Origin of the sequence: Streptomyces sp. NWU339, from assembly GCF_003143855.1 — a bacterium.
In the GTDB taxonomy this organism is placed as follows: Bacteria; Actinomycetota; Actinomycetes; order Streptomycetales; family Streptomycetaceae; genus Streptomyces.
Window position 1 is genome coordinate 78,967 of record NZ_QFRK01000005.1, and the last position, 23,591, is coordinate 102,557.

At 70.8% G+C, this 23,591-nt stretch carries 19 protein-coding genes; 11 read left to right on the plus strand and 8 right to left on the minus strand.

Features of this window, described 5'->3' with window-relative positions; genetic code table 11:
* Window positions 1–30: 30 nt before the first annotated feature.
* Window positions 31–1,257, minus strand: coding sequence for a class I SAM-dependent methyltransferase (locus DIZ27_RS08540; RefSeq protein ID WP_258308307.1), 1,227 nt, complete (start codon window positions 1,255–1,257; stop codon window positions 31–33).
* Window positions 1,258–1,369: 112 nt separating this feature from the next.
* Here DIZ27_RS08540 and DIZ27_RS08545 point away from each other — a divergent pair, with 112 nt between their 5' ends.
* From DIZ27_RS08545 to groL, 3 genes are all read left to right on the plus strand, one after another.
* Entirely contained in the window at window positions 1,370–2,302 is a 933-nt protein-coding gene (locus DIZ27_RS08545; RefSeq protein ID WP_109377709.1) for a polysaccharide deacetylase family protein, read from the plus strand.
* A gap of 962 nt (window positions 2,303–3,264) precedes the next feature.
* Complete coding sequence (groES, locus tag DIZ27_RS08555) at window positions 3,265–3,573, plus strand: co-chaperone GroES (protein WP_109377710.1); 309 nt, start codon at window positions 3,265–3,267, stop codon at window positions 3,571–3,573.
* Between the two features lie 118 nt (window positions 3,574–3,691).
* Entirely contained in the window at window positions 3,692–5,317 is a 1,626-nt protein-coding gene (gene groL, locus DIZ27_RS08560; RefSeq protein ID WP_109377711.1) for a chaperonin GroEL, read from the plus strand.
* Window positions 5,318–5,916: 599 nt separating this feature from the next.
* Here the strand turns inward: groL and DIZ27_RS08565 are convergent.
* On the minus strand, window positions 5,917–6,945 hold the full coding sequence (locus DIZ27_RS08565; protein ID WP_109377712.1) for a trans-acting enoyl reductase family protein: 1,029 nt from the start codon (window positions 6,943–6,945) through the stop codon (window positions 5,917–5,919).
* 109 nt (window positions 6,946–7,054) lie between these two features.
* Here DIZ27_RS08565 and DIZ27_RS08570 point away from each other — a divergent pair, with 109 nt between their 5' ends.
* A complete protein-coding gene (locus tag DIZ27_RS08570; RefSeq protein ID WP_109377713.1) occupies window positions 7,055–8,035 on the plus strand; it encodes a helix-turn-helix domain-containing protein in 981 nt (326 codons plus the stop codon).
* A 378-nt stretch (window positions 8,036–8,413) separates the two neighbouring features.
* On the opposite strand, the gene DIZ27_RS08575 is transcribed toward DIZ27_RS08570, so the two are convergent.
* Window positions 8,414–8,692 carry a GlsB/YeaQ/YmgE family stress response membrane protein gene (locus DIZ27_RS08575; protein WP_109377714.1) on the minus strand — a complete coding sequence of 93 codons (279 nt, stop codon included), beginning with the start codon at window positions 8,690–8,692 and terminating at the stop codon, window positions 8,414–8,416.
* Between the two features lie 686 nt (window positions 8,693–9,378).
* Between DIZ27_RS08575 and DIZ27_RS08580 the strand changes: the two genes are divergently transcribed.
* Window positions 9,379–9,828 carry an ankyrin repeat domain-containing protein gene (locus DIZ27_RS08580; protein ID WP_109377715.1) on the plus strand — a complete coding sequence of 150 codons (450 nt, stop codon included), beginning with the start codon at window positions 9,379–9,381 and terminating at the stop codon, window positions 9,826–9,828.
* A gap of 47 nt (window positions 9,829–9,875) precedes the next feature.
* Here the strand turns inward: DIZ27_RS08580 and DIZ27_RS08585 are convergent, their stop codons facing one another.
* The 3 genes from DIZ27_RS08585 to DIZ27_RS08595 form a co-directional block, all read right to left on the minus strand.
* The gene (locus DIZ27_RS08585; RefSeq protein ID WP_109377716.1) at window positions 9,876–10,649 is read right to left on the minus strand and encodes an SDR family oxidoreductase; all 774 of its coding nucleotides are present in this window, start codon (window positions 10,647–10,649) and stop codon (window positions 9,876–9,878) included.
* Between the two features lie 82 nt (window positions 10,650–10,731).
* Complete coding sequence (locus DIZ27_RS08590) at window positions 10,732–12,339, minus strand: multicopper oxidase family protein (protein ID WP_109377717.1); 1,608 nt, start codon at window positions 12,337–12,339, stop codon at window positions 10,732–10,734.
* Window positions 12,340–12,534: 195 nt separating this feature from the next.
* Window positions 12,535–13,215: an MOSC domain-containing protein gene (locus tag DIZ27_RS08595; protein ID WP_109377862.1), complete on the minus strand. Its 681-nt coding sequence runs from the start codon at window positions 13,213–13,215 to the stop codon at window positions 12,535–12,537.
* An 81-nt stretch (window positions 13,216–13,296) separates the two neighbouring features.
* On the opposite strand from DIZ27_RS08595, the gene DIZ27_RS08600 reads away from it, so the two are divergent.
* Window positions 13,297–14,193: a LysR family transcriptional regulator gene (locus DIZ27_RS08600; protein WP_109377718.1), complete on the plus strand. Its 897-nt coding sequence runs from the start codon at window positions 13,297–13,299 to the stop codon at window positions 14,191–14,193.
* A 144-nt stretch (window positions 14,194–14,337) separates the two neighbouring features.
* On the opposite strand, the gene DIZ27_RS48400 is transcribed toward DIZ27_RS08600, so the two are convergent.
* On the minus strand, window positions 14,338–14,745 hold the full coding sequence (locus tag DIZ27_RS48400) for a WhiB family transcriptional regulator (protein ID WP_309074848.1): 408 nt from the start codon (window positions 14,743–14,745) through the stop codon (window positions 14,338–14,340).
* A 378-nt stretch (window positions 14,746–15,123) separates the two neighbouring features.
* Here DIZ27_RS48400 and DIZ27_RS08610 point away from each other — a divergent pair, with 378 nt between their 5' ends.
* The 4 genes from DIZ27_RS08610 (at window position 15,124) to DIZ27_RS08625 (ending at window position 19,744) form a co-directional block, all read left to right on the plus strand.
* On the plus strand, window positions 15,124–15,735 hold the full coding sequence (locus DIZ27_RS08610; protein ID WP_003948568.1) for a response regulator transcription factor: 612 nt from the start codon (window positions 15,124–15,126) through the stop codon (window positions 15,733–15,735).
* A 491-nt stretch (window positions 15,736–16,226) separates the two neighbouring features.
* Window positions 16,227–16,814: a sigma-70 family RNA polymerase sigma factor gene (locus DIZ27_RS08615; protein ID WP_109377719.1), complete on the plus strand. Its 588-nt coding sequence runs from the start codon at window positions 16,227–16,229 to the stop codon at window positions 16,812–16,814.
* Window positions 16,815–16,989: 175 nt separating this feature from the next.
* Window positions 16,990–18,492: an IMP dehydrogenase gene (gene guaB, locus DIZ27_RS08620; protein ID WP_109377720.1), complete on the plus strand. Its 1,503-nt coding sequence runs from the start codon at window positions 16,990–16,992 to the stop codon at window positions 18,490–18,492.
* A gap of 127 nt (window positions 18,493–18,619) precedes the next feature.
* Window positions 18,620–19,744 carry a GuaB3 family IMP dehydrogenase-related protein gene (locus DIZ27_RS08625; protein WP_109377721.1) on the plus strand — a complete coding sequence of 375 codons (1,125 nt, stop codon included), beginning with the start codon at window positions 18,620–18,622 and terminating at the stop codon, window positions 19,742–19,744.
* Window positions 19,745–20,339: 595 nt separating this feature from the next.
* On the opposite strand, the gene DIZ27_RS08630 is transcribed toward DIZ27_RS08625, so the two are convergent.
* A complete protein-coding gene (locus DIZ27_RS08630; RefSeq protein WP_109377722.1) occupies window positions 20,340–21,548 on the minus strand; it encodes a nucleotide sugar dehydrogenase in 1,209 nt (402 codons plus the stop codon).
* 273 nt (window positions 21,549–21,821) lie between these two features.
* Here DIZ27_RS08630 and DIZ27_RS08635 point away from each other — a divergent pair, with 273 nt between their 5' ends.
* Window positions 21,822–23,528 carry a glycerol-3-phosphate dehydrogenase/oxidase gene (locus tag DIZ27_RS08635; RefSeq protein ID WP_109377723.1) on the plus strand — a complete coding sequence of 569 codons (1,707 nt, stop codon included), beginning with the start codon at window positions 21,822–21,824 and terminating at the stop codon, window positions 23,526–23,528.
* The last annotated feature ends 63 nt before the right edge of the window (window positions 23,529–23,591 follow it).

Below are 23,591 nucleotides of genomic sequence, written 5' to 3' on the forward strand. Positions count from 1 at the left end.
CCGAGGGCCTCACCGGACCGCCCGCGGACCTCACCGCACCGGGTGCCCCAGCAGCATCGTCGGGGCGCCTGCGACGCGGGTGAGGAAGACCGTGACGGACTCGGGGCCGTGGGGTTTGGGCAGGGCCTTGCGGCGGAGTTCCTCCGGTTCCACCGCCGAGCCGCGCTTCTTGACGGTCAGCGTGCCGATCCGACGCTCACGCAGCAGCGCCTTCAGCCTCTTGACGTTGAAGGGGAGCCGGTCGGTGATCTCGTAGGCGGTGGCGTACGGGGTGGGGCGGTGCTCGTCGGCGGTGACGTAGGCGATGGTCGGGTCGATGAGCCCGCCGTCGAGCTGTTCGGCGACCTCGGCGACGAGATGGGCGCGGATGACGGCGCCGTCGGGCTCGTACAGGTACCGGCCGGGCGGACGCACTTCGGGGTCGGGCAGCCCGCGGGAGAGGAGCGTGCGCGGGCCGGGCAGCAGGGTCGCCCGGATCGCCGGGGCCGCACCCCCCGATCCGGCGGCGGCCGTCCGCCCGTCGCCGAACCACAGCACCGCCTCCTTCACCTCCCCGCCGTCCGAGATCCACTCGGCCTCCGCGTCGGCGGGGACGGCCTCGTGCGGGATGCCCGGTGCGATCTTCAGCGCGGCGGCGCGGGGTGCCCTGCGGGCCGCCTCGATCGCCCAGGACAGCGGCGGTGAGTAGGCCTCGGGATCGAAGACGCGACCGCGGCCGCCACGCCGGGCCGGATCGACGAAGACGGCGTCGTGACCGGCCGGGTCCACCTCCGTGACGTCGGCCTCCCGCACCTCGATCAGCCCGGTCAGACCCAGCTCGTCCGCGTTCGCGCGGGCCGCCGCCGCGGTGAGCGGGTCCCGGTCCACCGCCAGCACCCGGATCCCGGCGCGGGCCAGCGCGATCGCGTCCCCGCCGATCCCGCAGCACAGGTCGGCCACCGAGGTCACGCCCGACTCCTTCAGCCGCCGCGCCCGGTACGCCGCCACGCTCGCCCGGGTCGACTGCTCGACCCCGTTCGGCGTGAAGAACATGCGCGCGGCGTCCTGGGCCCCGAACTTGGCCACCGCCCGCTGCCGCAGGCGAGCCTGGCCGAGCGCCGCCGAGACCAGTTCGGCCGGATGCTCACGGCGCAGCCGGGTCGCGACGGCGAGTTCCCGCGCCGGGTCGGTGTCGCGCACCTCGTCTAGGAGGGCGCGGCCCTCGGGGGTGAGGAGCGGGGCGAGGGGTGAGGCGGAGAGCGGGGTGCGGTCGTTCACCGGCCCATTGTGGGTCAGGTGCGGGCCGGCTGTGGGCCAGTCGGTGGACGGTGTGCCGTCGGCCGCGGTGTCGGGCCGGCTCCGGGGCGGTGGACTGCGAGGATCCGGCCCCATGCGACTAGTAGGACAAAACGATAAAAGGCGGTCACGGTGGGGTGCGCGGGCCGGTGTCGTCGTACTCACCCTCGCGGCCCTCGCCCCTCTCGTCGCGGGCTGCGGAAAGGACTCCACCGCCCCGGAACCGGCTGCGGGCGGACAGCAGCCCCTCGGTGCGCCCCCGGCCCGCGCGCCCGACTTCCACGCCCCCGAACTGCGCGCCGCGCACGCCGCACGGGTGGCCGCCGCGAAGCGCTGGGGGCTCAAGCTGGTGCCCCTGACCGCTCCGCCGGCGCCCGAGAAGAAGCCGAGGATCACCACCCGTGAGGGCTTCGAGGTCGACGGCCACCGGAGACTGGGCCTTCCCCCGGTCTTCACCACCGTCCCCACGGACGAGAAGGTCGTCTTCCTCACCATCGACGACGGCGCCGAGAAGGACCCGGCGTTCCTGCGCATGATGAGCGAGTTGAAGATCCCGTACACCGCGTTCCTCAGCGACTACGTCATCAAGGGGGACTACGGCTACTTCGAGGAGATGCAGGACCGGGGTGTCGGCCTGAACAACCACACCCTGAACCACCCGCCCCTGCGCGGCCTGTCCCACGCCCGCCAGAAGCGCGAGATCTGCGGCATGCAGGACGTCCTCGAGGAGCGGTACGGCCGTCGCCCGGTCCTGTTCCGCCCGCCGTTCGGCAGCTACGACAAGAACACCCTGCGCGCGGCCGAGTCCTGCGGCATCGAGTACGTCCCGCTGTGGAACGAGGAGGTCTTCGTCGACCGCTGGGAGTACCGGGAGGGGGACCGGAAGCTGCATCCCGGCGACATCGTCCTCACCCACTTCCGGGGCCGGAACGAGTGGAAGGGCACGATGCCCGACATGATCCGCCGCTTCCTGGACGAGGTCACGGCCGAGGGGTACGCGGTGGGGCGCCTGGAGGACTATCTGTGATCCGGCGGGGGCGGCCGTGGCGGTTCTGCCGGTCGTGCCGGCCGTGCCGACGGGTTGCGGCCCGCCGGCCGGGCGGCCGGTCGTGGGCCCTGCCAGCCGAGGGGGTGAGGGCACCGGGGGCACGGGTGACGGCACCCTCACGTGCCGTTCCTGAAGACTGAGCAGAAATGAGCCCTCTCAGCCGCACGCCCCGAACGGTCTTGGGCGCACTGGTCCCCGGCGTACTCGACCCCGAGTCGGCGACACGCATCCGGTGCGTGGTCCGGGCCCGCGCGGCCGGAGGCCGCTATGGACACTGCCCCTCGCGACCTGGCCATATGGGTGTGGCCAGAGGCGACGGGGGCCCCGAACCATCACACCGGTGGAGCGGGGTCCCGCACGCCGGCGCCACACCCGGCGTCCCAGATCGCATGCTCACGTCAGCCCAGCCGGCCCAGGGCACCACAGGCTCGCGAACGAACCACCACACGATCGAGCTGACGCGGCCTCGGGCGCACTCCCCGGCGAGCGGTTACCGACCCCCGAGGCGCCCACCGCCCGGCCCCAGGCGACATCATCTCCGTCCCCGCCGGCGAGACCCCGCCCCTGACCCTGGGGGGAACGAACGGCACGTTTGCTGAGCGAGCCGGGGGAGCAGCGGTTGAGGGTCGGGGGGCTGGAGGACTACATCGGGCACCGGTGAGCACCCGGCCCGGCCGGGGCGCCTCCGGGAGCGGTCGCCGCGGCACCGATCGGCTGCGCACACCCGTACGAAACACCGCGCTTTCCCGCCGACGCGCCGCAGGCAATTGGCACTCCGCTTGACCGAGTGCTAATCGCGGTCATAGTCTCGGGTCTGGCACTCCCCCCTGGAGAGTGCCAACACACGCGACGGGCAGGTCCGGCACCCGCGACGACGGATCGACCTGGTCGCCACCTCAGACAGTTAACCCCGTGAGATCTCCGAAGGGGGAGGTCGGATCGTGACGACCGCCAGCTCCAAGGTTGCCATCAAGCCGCTCGAGGACCGCATCGTGGTCCAGCCGCTCGACGCCGAGCAGACCACGGCTTCGGGCCTGGTCATCCCGGACACCGCCAAGGAGAAGCCCCAGGAGGGCGTTGTCCTTGCCATCGGTCCGGGCCGCATCGAGGACGGCAAGCGCGTCGAACTCGACGTGAAGGTCGGCGACGTCGTGCTCTACAGCAAGTACGGCGGCACCGAGGTGAAGTACAACAACGAGGAGTACCTCGTTCTCTCGGCTCGCGACGTTCTCGCGATCATCGAGAAGTAAGTCACCTCGTAGCACGTTTGCTCCGAAACTGCGCCCCTGGTCCCGATACGCTCACCGAGCCGGGCGCCCGGGGCGCAGTGATTTTTCACCCCTGATTTCCGAGAGGGCTCCCGCTGCCATGGCGAAGATCCTGAAGTTCGACGAGGACGCCCGTCGCGCCCTTGAGCGCGGCGTCAACAAGCTTGCCGACACGGTGAAGGTGACGATCGGCCCCAAGGGCCGCAACGTCGTCATCGACAAGAAGTTCGGCGCCCCCACCATCACCAACGACGGTGTCACGATCGCCCGCGAGGTCGAGGTCGAGGACCCGTACGAGAACCTCGGCGCCCAGCTGGTCAAGGAGGTGGCGACCAAGACCAACGACATCGCGGGTGACGGTACGACCACCGCGACCGTGCTGGCCCAGGCCCTGGTCCGCGAGGGCCTGAAGAACGTCGCCGCCGGCGCCTCCCCGGCCGCCCTGAAGAAGGGCATCGACGCCGCCGTCGCCGCGGTCTCCGAGGACCTCCTCGCCTCGGCGCGCCCGATCGACGAGAAGTCCGACATCGCCGCCGTCGCCGGGCTGTCCGCCCAGGACCAGCAGGTCGGCGAGCTCATCGCCGAGGCGATGGACAAGGTCGGCAAGGACGGTGTCATCACCGTCGAGGAGTCCAACACCTTCGGTCTGGAGCTGGACTTCACCGAGGGCATGGCCTTCGACAAGGGCTACCTGTCGCCGTACTTCGTGACGGACCAGGAGCGCATGGAAGCCGTCCTGGACGACCCGTACATCCTCATCACGCAGGGCAAGATCGGCTCCATCGCCGAGCTGCTGCCGCTGCTGGAGAAGGTCATCCAGGCCAACGCCTCCAAGCCGCTGCTGATCATCGCCGAGGACGTCGAGGGCGAGGCCCTGTCGACCCTGGTCGTCAACAAGATCCGCGGCACGTTCAACGCCGTCGCGGTCAAGGCCCCCGGCTTCGGCGACCGCCGCAAGGCGATGCTGCAGGACATGGCCGTCCTCACCGGCGCCACGGTCGTCTCCGAGGAGGTCGGCCTCAAGCTCGACCAGGTCGGCCTGGACGTGCTGGGCTCCGCCCGCCGCGTCACCGTCACCAAGGACGACACCACGATCGTCGACGGCGCCGGCAAGAAGGAGGACGTGACCGGTCGCGTCGGCCAGATCAAGGCCGAGATCGAGACCACCGACTCCGACTGGGACCGCGAGAAGCTCCAGGAGCGCCTCGCGAAGCTGGCCGGCGGCGTGTGCGTGATCAAGGTCGGCGCCGCCACCGAGGTGGAGCTGAAGGAGAAGAAGCACCGTCTGGAGGACGCCATCTCCGCGACCCGCGCCGCGGTCGAGGAGGGCATCGTCTCCGGTGGTGGCTCCGCGCTCGTCCACGCCGTCAAGGTCCTCGAGGACAACCTCGGCAAGACCGGCGACGAGGCCACCGGTGTCGCGGTCGTCCGCCGCGCCGCCGTCGAGCCGCTGCGCTGGATCGCCGAGAACGCCGGCCTCGAGGGCTACGTCATCGTCTCCAAGGTCGCCGAGCTCGAGAAGGGCAGCGGCTACAACGCCGCCACCGACGAGTACGGCGACCTGGTCAAGGCCGGCGTCATCGACCCGGTCAAGGTCACCCGCTCCGCCCTGGAGAACGCCGCCTCCATCGCCTCCCTGCTGCTCACGACCGAGACCCTGGTCGTCGAGAAGAAGGAAGAAGAGGAGCCGGCCGCCGGTGGTCACGGCCACGGCCACGCCCACTGAGCCACGCGCTCGTAGGAGGCCCCCGTTCCACCCCGGACGCGAGATCCGGTTCCGGAGCGGGGGCCTTCCCCGTGCGGTCAGCCGTCCTGCCGCAGCAGGAACCGGACCGGTTCCGCCAGTGCCGCCCGCGCCCCTTCGGCGTCCCCCAGCCGTGCGACCGGGTCGGCAGCAGGGTCGCGGCGGCCAGAAAATCCTTGTCGTCCGGGCGAGGAGGAGGCAGTTGCGGTGGGTACCGGGGTGGGACGACGGGATCGGGGCGGACGGGAGCGGAAGGCGAGGTGAGGGGGTAAGGGCGGCAATGGGGGGCCGGGCGGGCCACGCGGGGATCAGGCCCGCGCCGCGTCCGAGGGACAGGTGACGGGTGACGGGCGGCTCCGGGGCGAGGACGGGGTCGGACAGCCGACCGGGTCGGGGGCCCGGAGGGCAGCACCCGACTGAACAGGTCTGGAAATGGCCCGCCGCGGACCACGTTCTGCCGCAGCCGCGGCCCTTCGGCGCGCGACCCCTGACGCCACACCGCCCGCGCGCCGCATGTCCGACCCGTTCCGGCCCTCCGCGAACCGTGGCCACCGAACCGGCGAACCTTCCCGGTCAGAGGGTCAGGGGCGCAGTTCCAGGGTGATGTGCGGGGACAGCGCGCGGAGGAAGTCGGGCGCGTCGAAGATCTCGCCGGCGGAGGCGACCCCGGTCGTCCTGGTCCGTCCCGTGAGGATGCGGTCGAGAGCTTCCGCGGCGAGCGGCGCGGTGACGGCGTAGATGTCCCGGCCCCTCGCCACGGCACGCCGTTCACCGGCGCCGGAGCGCACGACCGCATCGACGAGGAAGGTCTGTCCGGACCGTCCGCGCTCGTCGGCCGCGGCCGGTGCCGGCGTGTCCGGGGCCGCGATGTCCCGGGCCGCCTCGACCGCCATGTAGGTGCGCACCTCGGGGATGGCCAGGTGGCTGGGAACGGTGACGACATCGGCCATCGTGAACTCCCCGATCACGGCCCGGGGGCCCATCGGGGCGGGGAAGGGCCATTCCAGGGTGGGCAGGTCGTCCCGGTGGTACTCCAGCCGTCCGTTGCGGTGACGGACGCTCCGGCCGTCCCGCCGCTGCCGGGAGACCGCGCCCGCGGTACGCGTCCCGGCGGTGGGGTGCCAACCGCTCAGCCCGTAGGCGATGTGCGCCTCGTCGGCCGCCGTCCAGTCGCCCATCGCGGTGGTGATCAGCAGGTCACCGAGGCCGCCGTAGAAGGCCATCGCGGGGACGATCACCGCTTCGGCCGATCGTGCCCGGTCGGCGAAGTGCGCGAAGGTGTCGGCGTTGGCCTCGATCTCGGCCGCCACGTCCACATACGGGATCCCGGCCCGCAGGGCCGCCTCGATCACCGGGGCGGCCGTCGTGGCGAAGGGCCCGGCGCAGTTGATCACGGCCGCCGCGCCGGCCAGCGCCCGGTCGAGCGAAGCCGGGTCGTCGACCGACGCCGGGCGGGCGTCCAGCCCGGTTTCGTACGTCCGTGCCTTCAGCTTGTCGGCGTCGCGACCGGAGAGCACCGGGACGAACCCGCGCTCCCGCAGCTCCGCCACCACGAACCGCCCGGTGTGTCCGTACGCGCCGTACACCGCGACCCTGGGCCCCGTCGTCATGGATGCTTCCTTCGCTCGAATGGTCCGTTCAGCTCCGTCGCGACCATCCTGGCGGGGGCGGGGGGCTCGCACGAGTGTCCGGAACGACGCGACCCGTACACTTCCAGACATGGACACTGTCGCGCTGGCCGTCACCGACGGGATGCTTCACTTCGAACTGGCCCTGGCGTACGAGGTCTTCGACGCAGCCCCGGCCGGCGTGGCGGGCCCTTGGTACCGCCTCGTCGTCTGCGGACCCGGCCCGGTGCGGGCAGGCCGGTTCCTGCTCGAGCCCGACCACGGCCTCGACCGGCTCCCCCACGCCGACACCGTGATCGTCCCGGGCTGGGCCGACGTCGACGAGACCCCGCCCGCCGACCTGGTCGAGGCGGTGCGCGCGGCCCACGCGGCGGGCGCACGCCTGGTCTCCCTGTGCACGGGCGCCTTCGTGCTGGCCGCCGCCGGCCTGCTGGACGGGCTGCGCGCGACCACGCACTGGGCGCACACCCAGGCCCTGGCCGAGCGCCATCCGAAGGTCGAGGTGGACCCGGACGTCCTCTACGTGGACAACGGCAGCGTGCTCACCTCCGCCGGCAAGGCCGCTGCCATGGACCTGTGCCTGCACCTCGTCCGTCTCGACCGCGGCTCGTCGGTCGCCAACGCGGTCGCCCGCCGCCTGGTCGTGCCGCCGCACCGGGACGGCGGGCAGGCCCAGTTCGTCACCACCCCGGTGCCCGCCCCGGACCACCACCCCCTCGCCGAACTGCTTCCCTGGGTGCTCGAACGGCTCGACCGGCCGTTGACGGTGGAAGACCTGGCCCGCAGGGCGCGGATGAGCTCGCGTCACCTGGGCCGCCACTTCAGGGCCGCGACCGGCACCACCCCGCTGCAGTGGTTGCTCACCCAGCGGATCCGGCGCGCCCAGGAGTTGCTGGAGACCACCGACGACAGCGTCGACGCCGTCGCGGCGGTCACCGGCATGGGCACCGCCACGACGCTGCGCCGGCACTTCAACCGCACGGTCGGCGTGCCCCCGGACACCTACCGCCGCACCTTCCGCACGCGGAACCGCTCCGACCCCGACGACAGCGAGCACTCCCACCGCCCCTGAGCCGGTTTCAGGGACCACCACGACCAGTGCCGTCGACGATGGCACGGCAGGACTCCATGGCCCCGTCGGCATCCGTGTCGGGTCGGTCTCCCGCGCCCGGAAGCCGCGTCATCCCGGTCGGGGGCCCGTGACGTCAGGATCCGTCCCGATGGAACCGTTCCTGATCAGTGAGCGGGAGTGAGCCTTGGGCGAGCGGTGCGGCTCCGGTGCGTGCTCGGCCTGTGGGCCTGTGGGCGTGGCACGGCTCTTCCCGCATCGGTGACGGCGGCACTTCTCCGCGCCCTCCGAACCGGCCGTTCCGGCGCCCGGCCCGTACATGCCTGACGGCTCCCGCCCTGCGAGCCAGGGAGGGAGCCGTCCAGAGGCGCCATCAGGGGGTCAGGCGTGGCGGTGGGGATGCCGGTTGCCGGTGATGAGGCGGTACAGAGCGAGCAGGATGAGGGAGCCGACGATCGCGGCGATCCAGGTGGAGAGTTCGAAGAACCCGTCGATGGAGTCGACGCCGAAGATCACCTTGCCGAGCCAGCCGCCGAGCAGGCCGCCGGCGATGCCGATGAGCATGGTGATGATGATGCCACCGGGGTCCTTGCCCGGCATGATGAACTTGGCGATGGCGCCGGCGAGCAGGCCGATGACGATCCACGCGATGATGCCCATTGTTGTCTCCGTCCTGTCGTGAAGGCCGTGTCAGGTCCTCGTCTGTACCGTCCGCGCCCGAACAAACCTGTTCTTCGCCCCACAACCCTGCCCGCCCCTCCCCGAGCCGGGTTTCGAGCAGTTGCCGGTGACCTCGTCCGCGAAGCGGTGGTCGTGGTCGTCGAACCGGCCCACTTCGCACACGCCATCAGCTCTCCTCCCACGCCCCGACCACCTCGGCACCGGCGGGCCGAGGACCCTTCCTGCCGACCTTCCTCCACCCCCAGTGCCGGTAGACGTTCTGTGTGACGAGGGCGGTGGGCTGCACCGAGAGAACCGCGCGCTGCTCCTCGCGTTCGTGATGTCCTCCACCTGCCTCCGCAGAGTGTCGGAAAGCGCGTCGCCGAGCTCTTCGTAGAAGCCCGCGGCTCACGTCCAGAAGTCACGGGCGGCGGCGAGCTCGCGACGCGCCAGGGACGCGTCGCCCAGATGCCCGAGCGTCGACGCCTCGCTGCGCCGGCCGGCCGGACAAGCTGGAACCGGCTGAGGAAAGCCGAACGTGGCCCTCGGCCGAGCACGTGAACGAACGCCGCCTGAATCCCCCGCTCGTGCTCACGTACGTAGGTGTAACCGAGGGGCGGTTCGTGCGGCCCGGCCAGTGGATACGGCTGGCCCCACCGTGTCCGTGATCGCTAGCCTCACCCACCATGAAACGGCGCCGACAGAAGAAGCTCTCCCGTCAGCTCTTCGAAGCGACTCTGACAGCAGACACTGCCCGAGTGCAGGCACTCTTGCGGGCCGGAGCAGACCCGGAGCGAGGAGACAGCGACGGAACCACCCCTCTCTATCTGGCGTCTGTGCAGGGGGAAGCCGAGGTCGCACGCTTGCTCCTGGAAGCCGGGGCCTCCCCCGACACTGAGAGCCGGGGAGTCGGGTCGGACGGCACACCGCTCTGCGCGGCCGCGTGCTGGGGACACACCGAGACCGTGCGTGAGCTGTTGGCGCACGGCGCCGACCCGAACCTTCGTGAAGACCGCGGAACAGGCTGGTCTCCCTTGGACTGGGCGAACAACGGCCCCCACCCCGCGACTGCCGGACTGCTCGTCACAGCGGGAGCAAGACCTTACGAGGAAGCCGTTCGACAGCCCATGACCTGACCGTTGAATCACCGAGGTCATCTTTGCGACAGGGCCCGTCCGTGCCGTCATTGCGGCCCGTACTTGCGGCCCGTTCGTGAGGAGAGGCCGCCCAGGGCGCCGCGTGGGACCAGCTTCGCCGCTCCCATCAGGGCCTTGTACCGCGGGTCCGGGACCGACACCGACTTGCCGCGGGCCAGGTCCGCGAGGGCTGCCTCCGCCACCTTGTCCGCGTCGAGCCACATCCATTTCGGGATGCTGTCCGTCCCCATCCCCGCCCGCTTGTGGAACTCGGTGCGGACGAAGCCGGGGCACAGCGCCATCAGGCGTACGCCGTTGCCCGCCAGGTCCTGAGCCGCGCCCTGGGTGAACTGCACCACCCACGCCTTGGAGGCCCCGTAGGTCCCGCGAGGCACGAACGCGGCGGTCGAGGCGACGTTCACGACGCCTCCGCGTCCGCGCTCCCGCATCGCCTCCGCCGCTGCCGACGTCAGCCGCAGCACCGCCTCGCAGTGGACCTTGAGCATTCTCAGCTCGTCCGCCATCGAGACCTCGAGATACCGGCCCTTGTTGCCGAAACCCGCGTTGTTGATCAGCAGGTCGACGGGGTTCCTGCGGTCCCCCAGCCGCTCGGCCACCACCTCGATGCCCTTGTCCTCGGCGAGGTCGGCCCTCAGCACCTCCGCCTCGATGCCGTGGCGGTCGTGGAGCTCGGTCGCCTGCTCGCGGAGCCGGACGATGTCGCGGGCCACCAGCACCAGATCATGCCCGTCGGCTGCCAGCTTCCGCGCGAACGCGGCACCGATCCCAGCCGTCGATCCCGTAATCAGAGCGGTTGTCATGGCGCAAGACTAGTTACCCGGAGTCCGGGCGTCCGCCCGGCGTCGCCGCCCCGACCGGTGCACTGAAGCCCGACCGGATCAGTCACCCGAGTGCCCGCCCCTCCAGGGCCTGTCCGGCCCCGTGCTCCGCGTGATCCGGCGGGGTCCCCGTGGACTGGCCCTTCTCGACCACCACGAACTGACCCATCATCCCCTCGTCCTCGTGGTACAGCAGATGGCAGTGGTACATGTAAGGGACGTCAGGGTCGGCCGGCCCGGTGAAGCGCAGTGCCAGCTTCATCGTCGTGCCGTGCGGGACGAACACCGTGTCCTTCGGCCCGCGCAGCGCCGGCGGCGGTGCCGAGCCGTTCACCTCCACCACGCGGAACTGCACATCGTGCACATGGAAGTTGTGCGGCATGCCGTTGGTGTTGCGTATCGTCCACAGCTCCGTCGTCCCGCGGGTGACGGTCTCGTCGATGCGGCCCATGTCCATCGACCGGCCGTTGATCCCGGACAGCTTCAGATCGAAGTGCCGCCCGCGCACCGCCTCGGCACCGTCGGGAAGCTCCGGCTCGGTGAGCGTGGCCGGCAACCGCGGCGACGGCCGCAACTGCCGGGCCGCCCGCAGCTCCAGTACGTCGAAGGAGTCGTCGCCCCCGCCGAACCGCCGCTGCCAGAAGCCGCCGTAGTTGTCCTGTGGGAAGCTCCGGAGCATCACCCGCTCACCGGCCTCGGCCCGTACGACGATCTCGGCGCGCTCACCCGGTGACAGCTGTATCCGGTCCGTCACCGCGGGCCGCGCCAGCAGTCCGCCGTCCGTCCCGATCAGCGAGAAGCCACGGTCGTCCGGGAAACCGAAGGCGTAGGTGCGGGCGGTGGAGGCGTTGACCAGCCGCAGCCGTATCAGTTCGTCGTGGACCTCCCGGTAGGGGCGCAGGGTGCCGTTGACCATGGTCCGGTCACCCAGGAAGCCCACGTTCTGCATCAGCCCGCGGTCGCCGGACAGCCGTGAGCCCTCGAAGCGGACGTCCTGCACGACGATCGGCAGATCGTCGACGCCGTACCGCTTCGGCAGGGGCAGGCGAGCGGACTTCTCGTCGTCGAGGAGGAACAGACCGGCGAGACCACGCCTGACGTGCTCCTCGGTCTTGCCGTGCGGATGCGGGTGGTACCAGAGTGTCGCCGCCGGCTGGTCCACCGTCCAGTGCGGGGTCCAGGTGGCACCCGGGGCGATCATCTGGTGCGGGCCGCCGTCCATGCGGGCCGGCAGGTGCATCCCGTGCCAGTGCACGGAGGACGCCTCGTCCAGGTCGTTGCCGACCCGTACGCGCACCTTCTCGCCGCGCTTCGCCCGGAGCGTCGGGCCGAGGTAGGAGCCGTTGAACCCCCAGGTCGTGGTCCTCCTCCCCTCCTGGAACTCCGTCTCGCCCGCCTGCATGCGCAGGTCGAAGACCCGTGTGCCGTCCCTCTCCACGGTCGACTCGGCCTGCGGAGGTATCGCCAGGGCGTTGTCGAACGGCGCCTTGCCCACCGTGCTGACCGTGGCGCCGGTCCACAGCCAGGCGAACAGGGCGCCGACGGCCACGGCGAGCGTGGTGACCAGGGAGCCGAGCACGATGACAAGGCGCTTCCAGCGGAATGCGCGGCGGGTGGTGCCGGGCGGGCTCTCCCCGTCCGGCACCTCGCTCTTGGGTGTATGGCGAGACATGCTTCGAGCGTCGCGGTTCATGGTCCGCAGGACATCGGGGACCTCCCCGGAACCGGCCCTGAGTCAACCCTCGCTCGGCATCAGGGATTTCCCCCTGGAACCGGCTGAGCAAATGCAGGAGAACCGCGCGGGCAAGTGAGGGGGGAAGAAGGGGAGGGAAGAGGGGGAAGCGGTGCGGCGCCCCGTGGCCCTTCGTCAGGCTCCCAGGCCCGCTCCGTACTTCGTGTCGTACTGCCGCGCCTTGGCCAGTGTCTCCGGGTGCAGCGCGTCTGCCGCCGCCAGCAGCCGAGGCAGCAGCGTCCGTTCCGTGGTCACCGCCCGGAACTGCAGCGCGACCGTCACCTCGTGGTCCGGCCGGTGCACCATCCGTATCGCGTCGCCCGCCCGGACCTCACCGGGCTGGACAACCCGCAGATAGGCACCCGGCGCGCCCCGCTGGGTGAACCGCTTCACCCAGCCCTTCTCACCCAGATGGCCCTGGAAGGTGCGGCAGGGAATGCGGCCGGAGGTGACCTCCAGCACCACCTCGGACCCGATGCCCCAGCGCTCACCGATCAGGGCGCCGGACAGGTCGATCCCCTCCGTGGTGAGGTTCTCGCCGAACGAGCCGTTCGGCAGCGTGCGGCCCAGCACGCCCTCCCACTCGTCGAGGTCCTCGCGGGCCATCGCGTACACGGCCTGGTCATTTCCTCCGTGGTGCCGCGTCTCGCACACCGCGTCCCCGGCCAGTCCGCTCGCGCCGACCCCCTTCGGCCCCGGCGCCGCCACCCGTACCGGCCCGTCCACCGGCCGCTTGTCGATGCCGGTCACGCCCTCGGGCTGATCCGTGTACGGCACGGCCTTGGGACGTCCCAGGTTCACAGACAGAAGCTTCATGAGCTGCACGGTAAGCGATATGGGCCAAAGGATCGACGCGGTATTCGGCATTACGTCAAAGGACGGCTTATTCTTGGAGGCGTGATCGAAGCCCGTCATCTCCGTGTGCTGCGCGCCGTGGCCACCACCGGCTCGTTCTCCGCCGCGGCCCGGGAACTGGGCTGCACCCAGCCCGCAGTCAGCCAGCAGATGAAGGCACTGGAAGGGTCCGTGGGCACGCCGCTGCTCGTCCGCAGCGGGCGCGAGATGCGCATGACGCAGGCCGGAGAAGTGCTGGTGCGCCATGCCGCCGGCGTTCTCGCCGGGCTGACCGCCGCCGAGGAGGAGGTCGCCGCCATCGCCGGGCTGCGGGCGGGGCGGGTGCGGCTCGTGTCCTTTCCCAGCGGCAGTTCGACGCTCGTTCCGACAGCCCTCGCCGCTCTGCGCGACGCCCACCCCGGCACCCGTGTCTCCCTGGAGGAGGCCGAGCCGCCCCGGTCCGTCGAGATGCTGCGTGAGGGCGACTGCGACATCGCTCTCGCCTTCCGTTACGAGGGGGCGGCGGGCGCCGAGGAGTGGGACGACCTGGTCGTGCGCCCGCTGCTCACGGACCGGCTCGTGGGGCTGGTGCCCGAGCGTCACCGGCTGGCGCATGCGAAATCCCTCGCCATAGGCGAGCTCGCCGAGGAGCCGTGGATCGCGGGCTGCCCGCGTTGCCGTGGTCAGCTGGTCGAGGTGTGTGAGACGGCGGGCTTCACCCCGCGTATCGACTTCGCGACCGACGACTACCCCGCGGTGGCCGGCCTGGTCGGTGCGGGACTCGGGGTGGCCGTCCTGCCTCAGCTGGCCCTCGAGTCCGTACGGCCCAGAGGGGTGCGCACGGTAGCCCTGGAGCCCGCGGTGCGGCGGGAGATCGTTGCACTGACGCTTCCCGACCTCGCCCAGGTGCCCGCGGTCGACGCGACACTCGACCAACTGGCGCGGGCGGCCGGGCGGTAGGCCGGGCCCGGCGGGGCCGTCTGTCTGCCGGTCGGCTGTCCACCGGTCGTCTGGTCGGCTGGCTGTCCGTCGGTGGGGGCGGTGGAGCGCCCTCCTGCGAAAAAACAAGGGCACACGTGTACCCGATGGTGAAGAAACGTTCCTTCAGTTGTTCGAAGCGGCGTGCTCGCCGGTGGTGGAGACCGATGCGGGGACCGGCGCCGATACGGCCGATGCCGCCGGCGGTGGGCCCGGTGGTGAGCCCGGTGGTGACGTCGAGGACGACACCAGCCGGTGGCGCGCCCTGCCCATCAGCTCTTCGCGTTCGTCCTCGGTCAGTCCGCCCCACACGCCGTACGGCTCGCGTACGGCCAGTGCGTGAGCGGCGCACTCGGCGCGTACCGGGCACCTCATGCAGACCTCTTTGGCCGAGTTCTCGCGAGCACTTCGTGCCGCCCCGCGCTCGCCCTCGGGGTGGAAGAAGAGCGAACTGTCCACCCCGCGGCACGCGGCCAGGAGCTGCCAGTCCCACAGGTCCGCGTTCGGTCCTGGAAGGCGGGAGAAATCTGCCATTTCGTGACCCCTTGTAGCCATTCTGGGCGGATCCGTGTCCACGACCGTACAACTACGATCCAAGGAGATGAAAATATGACCCATTGCGAATCTAGCCTCAGACACCCGTAAATGGGAAGAAAAGGGTCTGAACGGGGCATAGGTTGTGATGAAAGTTCGAGGTCTCCCGCGCGTGCCTCCATCGTGTCCGTCCCCTCACGTAGAGTGCCGAAGACAGCGAACGGCCCCGTAACTCTTTCGAGTGACCGTCGTTGAGAGTGCGAGGCGGTTGAAGGAACAAGCGCTCGGGCAGGTGTCCGAAGCGGTCGACCGCACAGGTGACGATTTCGTACCAGCCTGGAGGCACAAGGTGACGCGCATCAGCTGCGGAGGGCGGCCATGACTTCCGTCCTCGTCTGCGACGACTCCCCGCTTGCCCGAGAGGCGCTGCGCCGCGCGGTCGCGACCGTGCCCGGCGTCGAGCGCGTGACGACGGCCGCCAACGGCGAGGAAGTCCTCCGCCGCTGGGGCGCCGACCGCTCGGACCTGATTCTGATGGACGTACGCATGCCCGGCCTGGGCGGTGTCGAGACCGTCCGACGGCTGCTGTCCGCCGACCCCGGTGCGCGCATCATCATGCTCACCGTCGCCGAGGACCTCGACGGTGTGGCACTCGCCGTGGCCGCCGGCGCCCGCGGTTATCTGCACAAGGACGCCTCCCGCGCGGAGTTGCGCGCGACGGTCACCCAGGCACTCGCCGACCCGACCTGGCGGCTCGCCCCGCGGCGGCTGCGCTCGGCGGAGATGGGTGCCGCGCCCACGCTCACCGCGCGTGAGATCCAGGTCCTCGAAGGCATGAGCCACGGCCGCTCCAACGCCGAGATCGGCCGTGAGCTGTTCCTCTCCGAGGACACCGTCAAGACGCACGCACGGCGGCTCTTCAAGAAGCTCGGCGCGTCGGACCGGGCCCACGCGGTGGCGCTCGGATTCCGGTGGGGCCTGGTGCGCTAGGGCCTGTCCTTCGGATCGGACCGGTCCCGGTGTACGACATCGAGCGGCGGCCCGCGGGTACGCGGATGCCCCGCGCGGGCCGTTCCCGCCCGGACCGCACCCGCGTGGGGCCGCACCGATGACGGGCGGCGCCACCGGTGCGAACCGCCGCCGCGCCGCCGGGTGCGGCGCGCGGTCCGGCGGGGCGGGCGCGCGGCTCGACCGCCCCGGACCGATCCGGACGACAGGTCCTACGGCCGTCCGCTCATGCCTCGTCGGCAGAGGCGCGGAAAGCCCGGCCCACCAGGGCACCGAAGCCGACCGCCGGGTGCCCTGTGCCTGTTTCGCCGCGGATGACGCATCCTTGAGGTGTGGAGTTCCTCGGGGACGAGTCGGTCGAGCGGGAGGGGAGGGCGCAGGGGATGAGTTCCGGCGCACCTGCTCATAACGCTTCGGTGCACAACAAGGGACGTGGTGCCGCGGAGCAGAGGCCCGCAGGGCACCATGGACCGATGCGCGACGACGAGGCGGGCACTGCCCAAGGGGCGATCGGCGCGCTCGTTCACCGCGCTGTCGACGGGGACGAGCAGGCGACCCACGATCTGCTCGCCCATGTTCACCCCTTGGCGCTGCGGTACTGCCGCACCCGCCTGTCCCGGCTCCCGGGTGACGCCCGGCACTTCGTCGAGGACCTCGCCCAGGAGGTCTGCGTGGCGGTGCTCCTCGCGCTGCCCCGCTACAAGGACACCGGCCGTCCCTTCGAGGCGTTCGTCTTCGCCATCGCCGCGCACAAGGTGGCCGACCTGCAGCGCGCGGCGATGCGTCATCCCGGTCTGACAGCCGTACCCTCCGACGAGATGCCCGAGCGTCCCGACGATTCCCTCGGCCCGGAGGAGCGCGCTCTTCTCAGCAGCGACGCCGCATGGGCCAAGAAACTGCTGGCCAACCTGCCCGAGAACCAGCGCGAGCTGCTTCTGCTGCGCATCGCCGTGGGCCTCACTGCGGAGGAGACCGGCCAGATGTTGGGAATGTCACCCGGTGCCGTCCGGGTCGCCCAGCACCGTGCGCTGAGCAGGCTGCGAGCTTTGGCGGAGCAGTGACCGCCACTGCGGAAACCATCCGCCGCCCGGCGCGCCCTTGGGTGGTGAACGGGCACCCGGACGATTCCGTACGAACATACGAAGAACGGAGCCGTGCGGAACCATGGAATGAGACACCCCCACTTCCCGTTAGCATGGACATCCGCACCGATCAAGGCCATTTGGGGAAGGTGTCATGACTGCGAACGTCGACGGAGTGCCCGGAAAATTCGCGACACTCGGGCTGACCTACGACGACGTGCTGCTGCTGCCGGGCGCATCCGAGGTGCTCCCCAACGCGGTCGACACCTCGTCCCGCATCTCACGCAACGTCCGTGTGAACATCCCGCTGCTCTCGGCGGCCATGGACAAGGTGACCGAGTCCCGCATGGCGATCGCGATGGCCCGCCAGGGCGGTGTCGGCGTCCTGCACCGCAACCTGTCCATCGAGGACCAGGCCAACCAGGTCGACCTGGTGAAGCGCTCCGAGTCCGGCATGGTCACCGACCCGATCACCATCCACCCCGACGCCACGCTTGCCGAGGCCGACGCGCTGTGCGCCAAGTTCCGCATCAGCGGCGTCCCGGTCACCGACGGCAACAAGAGGCTGCTCGGCATCGTCACCAACCGTGACATGGCCTTCGAGACCGACCGCTCCCAGCAGGTACGCGACGTCATGACGCCGATGCCGTTGGTCACGGGTCAGGTCGGCATCTCCCGCGTGGACGCCATGGAGCTGCTGCGCCGTCACAAGATCGAGAAGCTTCCCCTGGTCGACGACGAGGGCGTCCTCAAGGGCCTCATCACGGTCAAGGACTTCGTGAAGGCTGAGCAGTACCCCCATGCCGCGAAGGACTCGGAGGGCCGCCTGATCGTCGGTGCCGCCGTGGGTGCGAGCCCCGAGGCACTCGAGCGTGCCCAGGCGCTCGCCGAGGCCGGGGTGGACTTCCTGGTCGTCGACACCTCCCACGGCCACAACAGCAACGCTCTCAGCTGGATGTCGAAGATCAAGTCGAGCGTCGGCATCGACGTGATCGGCGGCAACGTCGCGACGCGTGACGGCGCCCAGGCGCTGATCGACGCCGGTGTCGACGGAATCAAGGTGGGTGTGGGCCCCGGATCGATCTGCACCACCCGTGTGGTCGCCGGCATCGGCGTCCCGCAGGTGACCGCCATCTACGAGGCATCCCTCGCGGCCCGCCCGGCCGGTGTGCCGTTGATCGGTGACGGCGGTCTGCAGTACTCCGGCGACATCGGCAAGGCACTGGCCGCCGGTGCCGACACGGTGATGCTCGGCAGCCTCCTCGCTGGTTGCGAGGAGTCCCCCGGCGAGCTGCAGTTCATCAACGGCAAGCAGTACAAGTCGTACCGCGGCATGGGCTCGCTCGGCGCCATGCAGTCGCGCGGCCAGGCCAGGTCGTACTCGAAGGACCGCTACTTCCAGTCCGACGTCGCCTCCGACGACAAGCTCGTCCCCGAGGGCATCGAGGGGCAGGTGCCCTACCGCGGTCCGCTGGCCAACGTGCTGCACCAGCTCGTCGGCGGTCTGCGTCAGACCATGGGCTACGTGGGCGCCGCCACCATCGAGGAGATGGAGACCAAGGGCCGCTTCGTGCGGATCACCTCCGCGGGCCTCAAGGAGAGCCACCCGCACGACATCCAGATGACGGTCGAGGCACCGAACTACAGCCGTAAGTAGGCAGCGGCCTCCCGAGGGCGGCCCCGGAGTGTCCGGGGCCGCCCTCGCCGTATGTCCGGCGCGCTGACTGCCACGGCCGTCGGGGATACTGGAAGGCGCTGCAACGCATCAGGGAAAGGCCACAGACGTGACTGAGATCGAGATCGGGCGAGGCAAGCGGGGCCGCCGGGCGTACGCCTTCGACGACATCGCCGTCGTCCCCAGCCGCCGTACGCGGGACCCGAAGGAGGTCTCGATCGCCTGGCAGATCGACGCCTACCGCTTCGAGCTGCCCTTCCTGGCAGCCCCCATGGACTCGGTCGTCTCGCCGGCCACGGCGATCCGCATCGGCGAGCTCGGCGGCCTCGGTGTGCTGAACCTCGAAGGGCTGTGGACGCGGTACGAGGACCCGCAGCCGCTGCTCGACGAGATCGCCGAACTGGACGCCGAGTCGGCCACGCGCCGTTTCCAGGAGATCTACGCCGCCCCCATCAAGGAGGAGCTGATCGGGCAGCGCATCAAGGAGGTGCGTGACTCCGGCGTCGTCACCGCGGCCGCGCTCTCCCCGCAGCGCACCGCCCAGTTCTCCAAGGCCGTCGTCGACGCGGGCGTGGACATCTTCGTGATCCGCGGGACGACGGTCTCCGCGGAGCACGTCTCCAGCTCGCACGAGCCGCTCAACCTGAAGCAGTTCATCTACGAACTCGACGTCCCGGTGATCGTCGGCGGCTGTGCCACCTACACCGCGGCCCTGCACCTGATGCGCACCGGTGCGGCCGGCGTCCTGGTGGGCTTCGGCGGCGGTGCCGCACACACCACCCGCAACGTGCTGGGCATCCAGGTCCCCATGGCCACCGCGGTCGCCGACGTGGCCGCCGCCCGCCGTGACTACATGGATGAGTCCGGCGGCCGGTACGTGCACGTGATCGCGGACGGCGGCGTCGGCTGGTCCGGCGACCTGCCCAAGGCGATCGCCTGCGGCGCCGACGCGGTGATGATGGGCTCCCCGCTCGCGCGCGCCACCGACGGCCCGGGCAAGGGCAACCACTGGGGCATGGAAGCCGTCAACGAGGAACTGCCCCGTGGCAAGAAGGTCGACCTGGGCACCGTCGGCACCATCGAGGAGATCCTCACCGGCCCGTCCCACACGTCCGACGGCTCGATGAACCTCTTCGGTGCCCTGCGCCGCGCCATGGCCACCACCGGGTACAGCGAGCTGAAGGAGTTCCAGCGGGTCGAGGTGACGGTGGCGGACTCGCAGCACCGGCGATGACGTGATGCCGCGCTCGCCCTGAGCGCGGCGGACGCCCTTGAGAGTGACGACGGGGCCCGGCCACCACGACGGCATGTGGGGTGGCCGGGCCCCGTCGCGTGTCCGGGTGGGGAAGCGGCGAGGGGCGCGTGGGGCGGTAGGGGGGCGTGCGGTTGCTTTCGGAGTGAATACCGGGGGAAAGGCCGTTTCGAGTCGATAGTGTCCGTGTTCGGCGGCTCAGTTCTCGGGGTCGCCCCCTTCCAAGGACACGTTCCGGACCTCGCCCTTCGGGGCCCGGACCGATTCCGAACGGACCGCCCAACCGGGCTGACGGGCGGCCTCGTGGAAGGGGGCGTGCCCATGGGTCGCCACCGCAAGCCCACCCGCTGGGACCGGATCCGTCTGTGGACGGTGAAGTGCCGGAGAAGGTGGGTCTTGCGGATCTTTGGATGGTGGGCGGCCACCCCTACGAGAATTAGGGGTGGACACTCCGTGATCCATCTGGAGCCTGCTGCAGTTAGCCGCTGCGGTGGGCCCCATCCGAACCTCAAGGTACCCGCGCCGAGTACCGCCCACCACCAGCTCCTGGAGCGCGGGGCTTCGTGGGCGCCCCCTCTCACAACCGGTGCGCCGCCCCCGTCGGGGTGGCCCCGCGCGTGTCCAGCAGTAGCTGGGCCTTCACCGACAGGCCCTGCAGGTCGTACGTGCGGTGCTGCTGGAGCAGGATCGTCAGGTCGGCGTCGGCGGCGGCCTCGTACAGGGAGTCGGCGCGCGGGAGGGGGCGGTCGAGCACGCTCCAGGACGGGACGTGCGGGTCGTGGTAGCTGACGGAGGCGCCCAGCTCCATCAGCCGCGTCGCGATCTCCTGCGCGGGGCTGCCCTGCTGGTCGGCGAGGTCGGCCTTGTAGGTGACGCCGAGGAGCAGCACGCGTGCGCCGCGTGCCGACTTGCCGTGTTCGTTGAGGAGCGCGGCGGCGCGCTGTACGACGTAGTGGGGCATCCGTCCGTTGACCTGCTGGGCGAGTTCTGCCATCCGCAGGGTGCGGCCGGTGTGGGCGGTCAGGTCCTGGGCGACGGCGTGGCCGCCGACGCCGGGGCCGGGGCGGAAGGCGTGGAAGCCGGAGGGTTTGGTCTCCGCGCAGCGGATGACGTCCCACAGGTCGATACCCAGATCGTGGCAGAGCACGGCCATCTCGTTGACGAGGGCGGTGTTGACGTGCCGGAAGTTGGTCTCCAGCAACTGCACGGTTTCCGCTTCCCGTGGGCCACGCGCGCGTACGACCTTGTCGGTGAGCCTCCCGTAGAACGCGGCGGCCGACTCGGTGCAGGCCGGGGTGAGCCCGCCGATGACCTTCGGGGTGTTGGCGGGGGTGAGGTCGCGGTTGCCGGGATCGACGCGGCTGGGGGAGTAGGCGAGGTGGAAGTCGCGGCCCGCGCGGAGCCCGGATCCGGATTCGAGCAGGGGGCACAGGAGACCCTCGGTCGTCCCGGGTGGGGCCGGCGACTCGAGGATCACCGTGGTGTGCGGGCGCAGCCGCGCGGCCAGGGTGCGGGCGGCCGTCTCCACCTGGCTGAGATCCAGCCCGCCTTCCGCGTCGGGTGGGGCCGGTGCGCAGATGACCGCCGTCCGTACCCGGCCGAGTTCGACCGGGCTGGTCATCACCCGGAACCCCTGCGCGACCATGCGGCGCAGTTCGGCGGGGCTGAGGGAGGCGGCCTCCGGGCCGGTCCGGTAGCCGATGGTGGGGATGCCGGCGGCGACGGCGGCCTGGGCCAGAGGCAGGCCGTACGGGCCGAGTCCGATGACGGCGAGATCTGCGGGCATGGCGTGGGCCGTCCTTCCCAGTAACCGAAGTGGGACAGGCGCGCAAGCCCTGTGGACAGAACGAGCGAGCGCAATGTCAGACTAGGAGTAAATATGACCGATTTGCTGTATTGATCGGTCGAGTTTCGGCGAGTCGCCGCGAGGGTTGTCCACAGGCTGGGAGCGCGCGGTGGCTGCGGTCGGGCAACCCGGCCAGAATTTGGGCATGAGGGAGGGGGAACCGGGCTTCGCCCCACGGGTGCGGCCGATGCGACCGACGAGCGGGAGGCAGCGGTGAGGACAGCGACACTGGGACCGGCGGAGCGCGCCGAGTCACTCGCATCCATGGCCGAGCGTGAGCTGGACGTCCTGGTGGTGGGCGGCGGTGTGGTGGGTGCCGGCACCGCGCTCGACGCCGTGACCCGTGGTCTGTCCACGGGACTGGTCGAGGCGCGTGACTGGGCGTCGGGCACCTCCAGCCGGTCCAGCAAACTGATCCACGGCGGTCTGCGCTACCTGGAGATGCTCGACTTCGCCCTCGTACGGGAGGCGTTGAAGGAGCGTGGCCTGTTGCTGGAGAAACTCGCTCCGCATCTGGTGAAGCCGGTGCCGTTCCTCTACCCGTTGCAGCACAGGGGCTGGGAGCGGCTGTACGCCGGGGCGGGCGTCGCGCTCTACGACACCATGTCGATGGCCCCCGGGCACGGACGCGGGCTGCCCGTGCACCGGCACCTGAGCCGCCGTCACGCACTGCGTGTGGCGCCGTGTTTGAAGAAGGACGCCTTGGTCGGGGCGTTGCAGTACTACGACGCCCAGATGGACGACGCCCGGTTCGTGGCGACCCTGGTGCGCACCGCGGCGGCGTACGGCGCGCGAGTCGCCAACCGTGCCCGGGTGACCGGGTTCCTGCGCGAGGGCGAACGGGTCGTCGGCGCCCGGGTGCGGGACGTCGAGGGAGGCGGGGAGTACGAGGTCCGTGCCAAGCAGGTCGTCAACGCCACCGGAGTGTGGACCGACGACACCCAGGCGATGGTGGGCGAGCGGGGCCAGTTCCACGTACGGGCCTCCAAGGGCATCCACCTGGTCGTCCCCAAGGACCGCATCCACTCCACGACCGGGCTCATCCTGCGCACGGAGAAGTCCGTCCTGTTCGTCATCCCGTGGGGCCGGCACTGGATCGTCGGGACCACGGACACCGGCTGGGACCTCGACAAGGCACACCCGGCCGCGTCCAGCGCGGACATCGACTATCTGCTCGAGCACGTGAACTCGGTGCTCGCGGTCCCGCTCACCAGGGACGACGTCCAGGGCGTGTACGCCGGCCTCCGGCCGCTGCTCGCAGGGGAGTCCGACGCCACCAGCAAGTTGTCGCGGGAGCACACCGTGGCGCATCCCGTCCCCGGACTCGTCGTGGTCGCGGGCGGCAAGTACACGACGTACCGGGTGATGGCCAAGGACGCGGTGGACGAGGCCGTGCACGGCCTCGACGTACGCGTCGCCGCCTGCGTCACCGAGGACATACCACTGGTGGGCGCCGAGGGGTACCGGGCGTTGTGGAACGCGCGGGCGCGGATCGCCGCGCGCACCGGACTGCATGTGGTGCGGGTCGAGCACCTGCTGAACCGGTACGGGACGCTGGCGGAGGAGGTCCTGGAACTGGTCGCCGAGGACCCCTCGCTGGGCGAACCGCTGCAGGCGGCCGACGACTACCTGCGTGCCGAGGTCACCTACGCCGCCTCGCACGAGGGGGCGCGCCACCTGGACGACGTGCTGACCCGGCGCACCCGCATATCGATCGAGACGTTCGACCGGGGTACGCGCAGCGCACGGGAGGCCGCCGAGCTGATGGCGCCGGTGCTGGGCTGGGACAAGGACCGGATCGAGCGCGAGGTGCGGCACTACGAGAAGCGGGTGGAGGCCGAACGGGAGTCACAACGTCAGCCGGACGACCTGACGGCGGACGCGGCACGGCTGGGAGCGCCGGACATCGTTCCGATGTAGGCCGGCGCGAGTCGGGGTGCCTCCGCTCGAGCTTCACTCGAACGAGTGCCGTGGACTGGGATC

Excerpts from the sequence above, each read along its gene's own strand:
- DIZ27_RS08615 (WP_109377719.1), top strand. The coding sequence starts at position 16,227 with ATGCGCGACGACGAGGCGGGCACTGCCCAAGGGGCGATCGGCGCGCTC.
- groL (WP_109377711.1), top strand. The coding sequence starts at position 3,692 with ATGGCGAAGATCCTGAAGTTCGACGAGGACGCCCGTCGCGCCCTTGAG.
- DIZ27_RS08630 (WP_109377722.1), bottom strand. The coding sequence starts at position 21,548 with ATGCCCGCAGATCTCGCCGTCATCGGACTCGGCCCGTACGGCCTGCCT.
- DIZ27_RS08580 (WP_109377715.1), top strand. The coding sequence starts at position 9,379 with ATGAAACGGCGCCGACAGAAGAAGCTCTCCCGTCAGCTCTTCGAAGCG.
- DIZ27_RS08570 (WP_109377713.1), top strand. The coding sequence starts at position 7,055 with ATGGACACTGTCGCGCTGGCCGTCACCGACGGGATGCTTCACTTCGAA.
- DIZ27_RS08595 (WP_109377862.1), bottom strand. The coding sequence starts at position 13,215 with ATGAAGCTTCTGTCTGTGAACCTGGGACGTCCCAAGGCCGTGCCGTAC.
- DIZ27_RS48400 (WP_309074848.1), bottom strand. The coding sequence starts at position 14,745 with ATGGCAGATTTCTCCCGCCTTCCAGGACCGAACGCGGACCTGTGGGAC.
- DIZ27_RS08545 (WP_109377709.1), top strand. The coding sequence starts at position 1,370 with ATGCGACTAGTAGGACAAAACGATAAAAGGCGGTCACGGTGGGGTGCG.
- DIZ27_RS08610 (WP_003948568.1), top strand. The coding sequence starts at position 15,124 with ATGACTTCCGTCCTCGTCTGCGACGACTCCCCGCTTGCCCGAGAGGCG.
- DIZ27_RS08590 (WP_109377717.1), bottom strand. The coding sequence starts at position 12,339 with ATGTCTCGCCATACACCCAAGAGCGAGGTGCCGGACGGGGAGAGCCCG.
- DIZ27_RS08585 (WP_109377716.1), bottom strand. The coding sequence starts at position 10,649 with ATGACAACCGCTCTGATTACGGGATCGACGGCTGGGATCGGTGCCGCG.
- DIZ27_RS08565 (WP_109377712.1), bottom strand. The coding sequence starts at position 6,945 with ATGACGACGGGGCCCAGGGTCGCGGTGTACGGCGCGTACGGACACACC.
- DIZ27_RS08575 (WP_109377714.1), bottom strand. The coding sequence starts at position 8,692 with ATGGGCATCATCGCGTGGATCGTCATCGGCCTGCTCGCCGGCGCCATC.
- guaB (WP_109377720.1), top strand. The coding sequence starts at position 16,990 with ATGACTGCGAACGTCGACGGAGTGCCCGGAAAATTCGCGACACTCGGG.